The organism is Megasphaera cerevisiae DSM 20462, from assembly GCF_001045675.1.
Lineage (GTDB): Bacteria > Bacillota > Negativicutes > Veillonellales > Megasphaeraceae > Megasphaera > Megasphaera cerevisiae.
Genome location: NZ_LEKT01000083.1, coordinates 1 through 5,985, shown reverse-complemented (window position 1 = coordinate 5,985; position 5,985 = coordinate 1). Strand labels below are relative to the sequence as shown.

Sequence of the window (5,985 nt, the reverse complement as noted above, 5' to 3'; positions counted from 1 at the left end):
CGCTTAAACCGTCAGCGAAGTGTTTTCCCAAGTTCACAGGCTCTGCTCAAGGCGTTGTACCTGTCCACTTTCGAAGCTGCCAAGAAATGGACCATGCCGCTTCGGAATTGGGGAAAGGTGAGAGGCGAACTGGTCATCATGTACCCTGACAGATTACTGGCATGATAGTTCTAGCAAAATGACGATTTATTAACTCTTTATTAACTATCATAGAAGACCTTATTTACAGACTTTTCTTCATAGCCCCTCCTATGTCAGAGGACGTTCCGGCGGCACCTTTCTTCTTATTAAAATATTTTTCTATATAATGGCAGTGGAGCATACGGCGTTATCTTTTCTGATTGGGTTTGGCCGCTTTGATTGTATCGGATGGATGCTGTTGTGTCCCTCCTTTTATACAACATGGGGTAGGGCAGATATGGATTGTCTGTCTTACCCCAATATTTATTATAGAACCACATTAAAAGTAGAAAAAAACAACATAAATTATAAAAAAATCTACTTGATTTTAGTCTTTTATGGATGGACATCTATTGAAAATTCTTTTTTTTTAGTTGGATTTATATTATAATAAAAACGGAAACTTACTATAATGAAAACGGAATAGGCTGTCAAAACAACCTTTTCATGATATAATAAATAAGTATGACACTTTGTACTGGAGGTGCAATATGGCAACAAATCAGGAAAAGATAGATATTCTCCGTCAGAAGCTGGCAGAAATGAAGCTTGGCGGAGGGCAAAAACGGATTGATAAACAACACGCCAGCGGAAAATATACAGCCCGGGAACGGTTGGAAAAACTTTTTGATTTAGGAACCTTTACTGAAATCAGCCAGTTTATTCAGCATCGCTGTACTAATTTCGGGATGGAAAAAAAGGAAATCCCCGGTGACGGTGTGGTCATTGGGTACGGGATGATCCATGATCGTCTTGTGTATGCCTATGCAGAGGATTTTACTGTCGAAGGCGGATCCTTGGGAGAAATGCATGCGCATAAAATTTGTCAGGTTCAGGAAATGGCACTCAAGATGGGAGCGCCGATTATCGGTATCAATGACTCCGGTGGTGCCCGGATTCAGGAGGGAATTGATGCGCTTTCCGGCTTTGGCAGTATTTTTATGAATAATACGAAGGCATCTGGCGTTATTCCGCAGATTTCCGTTATTATGGGGCCTTGTGCCGGCGGTGCTGTCTATAGTCCGGCCTTGACGGATTTTATATTCATGGTAAAAAATACGAGCAATATGTTTATTACCGGTCCGGCTGTCATCAAGTCCGTTACGGCGGAAGAAGTATCGGCCGAAGACTTGGGAGGAGCGGTGACGCACAGCTCGGTTTCCGGCGTAGCTCACTTTGCCTGTGAAAACGAGGATGACTGCATTGAAAAAATAAAAGTTTTGCTGGATTTTCTGCCGAGTAATAATATGGAGGAAGCACCTATTGCTGATATAGCGGATGATCCCAATCGGCAGGATGAAGGCTTGAATTCCATTATTCCGGACAGCAGCAATATACCATACGATATGCTGGATCTTATCAAGTCGTGTGTCGATACGGGCGAGGTATATCAGGTACTGGAAAACTATGCGTTAAATATTATTACATGCTTTGCCCGTTTTGACGGGCAAACTGTCGGAATTATTGCGAATCAGCCTAAATTCCTGGCAGGATGCCTTGATATTAATGCATCGGATAAAGCAGCGCGGTTTATTCGGTTTTGCGATAGCTTCAATATTCCTATTGTTACCTTTGTCGATGTGCCGGGTTTTCTGCCGGGGACTACGCAGGAATATGGCGGTATCATCCGTCATGGCGCTAAGATGCTGTATGCATATTGTGAAGCGACAGTGCCTAAGGTGACTATTGTCGTTCGTAAGGCCTATGGTGGTGCGTACATAGGTATGTGCTGCCGTCAGCTTGGTGCCGATATGGTTTTTGCCTGGCCTATGGCTGAAATTGCGGTAATGGGAGCCGATGGCGCTGCCAACATTATTTTCAAGCGTGATCCTGATAAAGAAGCGAAGAAGCAGGAATACATCAAGGAATTCCAAACGCCTTATAAAGCAGCAGAGCATGGCTATGTGGATTGCGTTATTGAACCGAAGGAAACGCGCCCGCGCATTATTAATGCGTTGGCTATGTTGTACAGCAAAAGAGAAGAACGACCAGCTAAAAAACACGGAAATATGCCGTTGTAAGGGGAGGGAATGTCATGGAAGAAACATCTGTCGTTTCGATGGAATTTGTGTTGGCGGCACTCATTGCCCTGGCAGCGCTATTGGTCATTCTTTGGTATACCACGATAACCCGTTTTAAAGGTGCAGAACGCAAAATTTTTGCACTTACACAAGAAAATAAAGAGCTGCAGCGGCTTTTGGAAAAGACCGGGAGTGTGGCTCAAAATGCGGCTTCTCAGACGGAACCGCCACAGACTGCCGCCATTGGCGAGTCAGCAGGGGCGGGTGTCAGATACCCTGTAGTACCGGTAGGAGAACGCCAGCCTGTGGTGCTTGGAACGCGGGCGATGGTAGCTGTCAAGGCTGACGAGTCAGCGGCAGCTGGCGGCATTTCACCAGATGTGGCAGCCGTTATTATGGCAGCTGTAGCTGTCTATGGGTATTCGCCGACGGCGATTCGGTCAATCCGGTCCAACGTACGGCAGAATAAAAACTGGGTCATGGCAGGACGTCTGGCTGGTATGAAATAAAAGTGCAATTCATACTTTTTCTTCGGGAGGATATAGAATGAAAAAATTTAAAGTAACGGTAAATGGACAAGCATATGAAGTGGAAGTGGAAGAGGTAGATACCCCGGCAGTTTCTCCGGCAGAGACGATACCGTCTCCGCATCAAACGGCTGCCGCGCCTGCAGTGCCTTCCGCTTCCGCTCCGGCAGCTCAGCCGGTAGTGCAGGAAGCACCAGCGCCTAAGGGGCCGATTCCAGAAGGGGCGGTTGTGATCAAGGCGCCGATGCCGGGTAAAATTTCAGCTCTTAAGGCAGAAGCAGGCAAAGTAATTCATAGAGGGGATGTCATTGTTGTATTAGAAGCGATGAAGATGCAGAATGATATTACCGCTGCAAACGACGGCACACTTCAGGAAATTCGTGTCAGTATAGGCGATAATGTAAAAACTGGCGAGGTACTGGCTGTTATTGTCAAATAATTTGCCATTGGTTATGTTGCTTTATTCGCGAAAAAGCAGCAATTTCTGTACATCATATCAGAAATTGCTGCTTTTTTGGTGTCCCGGAATATGCGGCAGTATATATTCTATTTTTTCTTATGTTCTGCCTTAGCTAAGAAGGGTTCCGATTCAATGATAAAACGTTCGTGAATCGCGTCGCCGATCAGACCGGCATCATCATACGCTTCAACGTGGAAGGTTAATTTCTTCCTATCCTGTTCCGTTAATGTTGCCTTTGCCGTAACTGTTAGGCCAATAGGGGTGGCGGATACATGCTTGACATTCATGGAAATGCCCACGGTGCCATATCCGTCCGGAAGCTGGCTGTCTACTGCTAAAATAGCTGCATGTTCCATCAGTCCGACCATGGCCGGGGTGGCATATACTTTAGCAGTGCCGCTGCCAAATTTAAGGGCTGTATTGTTTTCTGTAACGAGTTCGGATGTTTCTGCATTGGATTGCGGTTTAATTGTAAAATCCATTAATACTACCTCCTTTTAAAATCAAGTTATGATAACACTATACCATAGTTGAACTGCAAAAACCAGTCGTTTTGTGCATAAAGAACAGGGAGTTGCACTGCAGGTGCGGATGATAGGAGAGACGTGGCAGTATGATTCAGTTCATCATCCGAGTGAATTTTTTTACAGCGATTAAAAAAGTAATTATAATAAAAATTAAAAGAGCGGCAGCCTGGGAATATAAAATCAGCAGGGTATTTCCTTTCAGGATAATACCGCGGAGAATATCAATGTAATATGTCATAGGGAGGAGGGCACTGAGATAATAGAAGAAGGCCGGCATGGCTTCCCTGGGAAATATAAAACCGGAAAGCAAAACGCTGGGCATAAAGACAAGGAAAGACATCTGCATAGCCTGCATCTGTGTTTTGGAAATTGTAGATATGACGAGTCCCAGGGTGAGCGAGGCAATAATAAATAATGTTGTCAAGCCATATAGCAGGAAGATACTGCCGCGCATGGGAAGCGCGAAAATGCCGATGCCGACCAGTATGGAAACGGTTGTTTGCACATATCCTACAAAAATATAAGGAATTACTTTGCCAACCATGAGCTCCCAGGTTTTGAGAGGAGTGACCATGAGCTGTTCCAGTGTGCCGCGTTCACGTTCACGGACAATAGACATAGAGGTGATCATCACCATTGTCATCGTCAGGATAATGCCCATAATGCCGGGCAGCATATAGTAGACGGTAACGGCATCACGGTTGTACCAGGCACGAATGCGGATATCATAGAGATTCAGATCCGTATCCGTGATACGCGGATTGTGTTTCAGCATCAGCTCCTGGGATTTTAGCTGCCCAATGGCTTGCGCAGCTGAAATCGCGGTGGAAGAGGATGTGGAATCGGAGGCATCAACAATCACTTGAATCGGTGTGGAATGACCGTGCTTTACATTGCTTGCCAGGTCAGGGGGAATGATGATGGCTACCTTTGCCCTGCCGCCGTCGACAAGTGTATTAGCTTCCTGAAAGGTATGGGCAACATAATTGATATCAAAATATTCGCTGTTAGTAAAGCTTGCTAAAAGATCCCGGCTTTCCTGGGTCAGGGATTGATCGAAGACAGCCGTGGATTGATGTTTGATATCAGTGTGGATGGCAAAACCAAAGAGCAGCAGCTGGACAAGCGGCAGCATAAACATGATGATAAGCGTAATCGGATCGCGTTTCATTTGCAAAACTTCTTTATACAGCATAGCCAGCAGTCGTGTCATAGGGGACCCTTCCTTTGCTGTTTGTCGTAGAAAATAAATACATCCTCCATGGTAAGGTCAGCAGCATGATAATACAGGTTCTTGGGAATCTGCGTATGCGTAGCGATAAGTACATGGAAGTGCTGGCCGAAAAAATACGCATCTAAATAAGGCATGCCGGATTTTTTCAGAGCCTGTTGGGATGTCCCTGGCGTGGGGTAATCAAGCAGAATAAGGCGAGCCGGAAGGGCAGCTTTCAGATTCTGGGGCGAGCCATTGGCAATGAGACGCCCTGCTCGGAGAAAGCCGATGAGATCACAATGCTCTGCTTCGTCCATGAAATGTGTAGTGACAAGAATAGTCGTTTTGCCGTCTTTGACTAATTCTGCCAGTAAATTCCAGAAAAGACGGCGGGAGGTTGGGTCGACAGCAGAGGTCGGCTCGTCCAGCACTAACACTTCAGGCCGGTGAAGAATAGCACAGCCTAACGCCAGGCGCTGGCGCTGGCCGCCAGATAAAGATCCGGCCAGTACGGCACGCTTTTCGGTGATTTGCATTAGTTTTAAAACATTTTGAATACGATCTTTTTTTATCTGTCCCTGCAGGCCGTATAAACCGGCATAAAATTTCATATTTTCTATGCAGGTGAGGTCATAATACAGGCTGAATTTCTGGGACATATAACCGATTCGCTGCTTGACCTGATCCGTATCGGACGCCGTGTCGCAGCCCAGCACGATGGCCTGGCCGTGCGTAGGACGAAGCAGCCCGCAAAGCATACGGATAGTTGTTGATTTTCCAGAGCCGTTAGAACCGATAAAGCCATAAATAATGTAAACTGCACAAACCAATAGTGTGCATAACTGCAGTATTCATCAGTGTTTCGTAGTATAATAAGTGCATGAGTATGGTGGAAAACAGCTCAAAATCCTTGCACACAGGTGATATAACATGTATAAAACTCCTTCTAAACAACTTTCCTTCGAAGATTTTAATCAGCCCTTGGGATTACAAATGGATCCGAACAACCGTTGGATCAAGAAAGCAGCATTCATTCCGTGGGACCTGGTAGAAAAGA

6 protein-coding genes are annotated in these 5,985 nt (G+C 45.6%); 3 read left to right on the top strand and 3 right to left on the bottom strand.

Annotated features, from left to right (window positions below; translation table 11 throughout):
- Positions 1-671 precede the first annotated feature (671 nt).
- Genes mmdA through AB840_RS14595 form a run of 3 tightly spaced genes read left to right on the top strand, consistent with a single transcriptional unit; the run spans position 672 to position 3,167 of the window.
- Positions 672-2,201 carry a methylmalonyl-CoA decarboxylase subunit alpha gene (gene mmdA / locus AB840_RS14605; RefSeq protein ID WP_048515576.1) on the top strand — a complete coding sequence of 510 codons (1,530 nt, stop codon included), beginning with the start codon at positions 672-674 and terminating at the stop codon, positions 2,199-2,201.
- A 14-nt stretch (positions 2,202-2,215) separates the two neighbouring features.
- Positions 2,216-2,710, top strand: coding sequence for a hypothetical protein (locus AB840_RS14600; protein ID WP_048515575.1), 495 nt, complete (start codon positions 2,216-2,218; stop codon positions 2,708-2,710).
- Between the two features lie 37 nt (positions 2,711-2,747).
- Positions 2,748-3,167: a biotin/lipoyl-containing protein gene (locus tag AB840_RS14595; protein ID WP_048515574.1), complete on the top strand. Its 420-nt coding sequence runs from the start codon at positions 2,748-2,750 to the stop codon at positions 3,165-3,167.
- Positions 3,168-3,274: 107 nt separating this feature from the next.
- Here AB840_RS14595 and AB840_RS14590 read toward each other — a convergent pair whose 3' ends face one another.
- The 3 genes from AB840_RS14590 to AB840_RS14580 form a co-directional block, all read right to left on the bottom strand.
- A complete protein-coding gene (locus AB840_RS14590) occupies positions 3,275-3,670 on the bottom strand; it encodes a thioesterase family protein (RefSeq protein WP_048515573.1) in 396 nt (131 codons plus the stop codon).
- Positions 3,671-3,806: 136 nt separating this feature from the next.
- A complete protein-coding gene (locus AB840_RS14585) occupies positions 3,807-4,928 on the bottom strand; it encodes an ABC transporter permease (RefSeq protein ID WP_048515572.1) in 1,122 nt (373 codons plus the stop codon).
- Complete coding sequence (locus AB840_RS14580; RefSeq protein WP_053078213.1) at positions 4,925-5,758, bottom strand: ABC transporter ATP-binding protein; 834 nt, start codon at positions 5,756-5,758, stop codon at positions 4,925-4,927. Before AB840_RS14580 ends, AB840_RS14585 begins: the two co-directional genes overlap by 4 nt.
- Positions 5,759-5,985 lie beyond the last annotated feature (227 nt).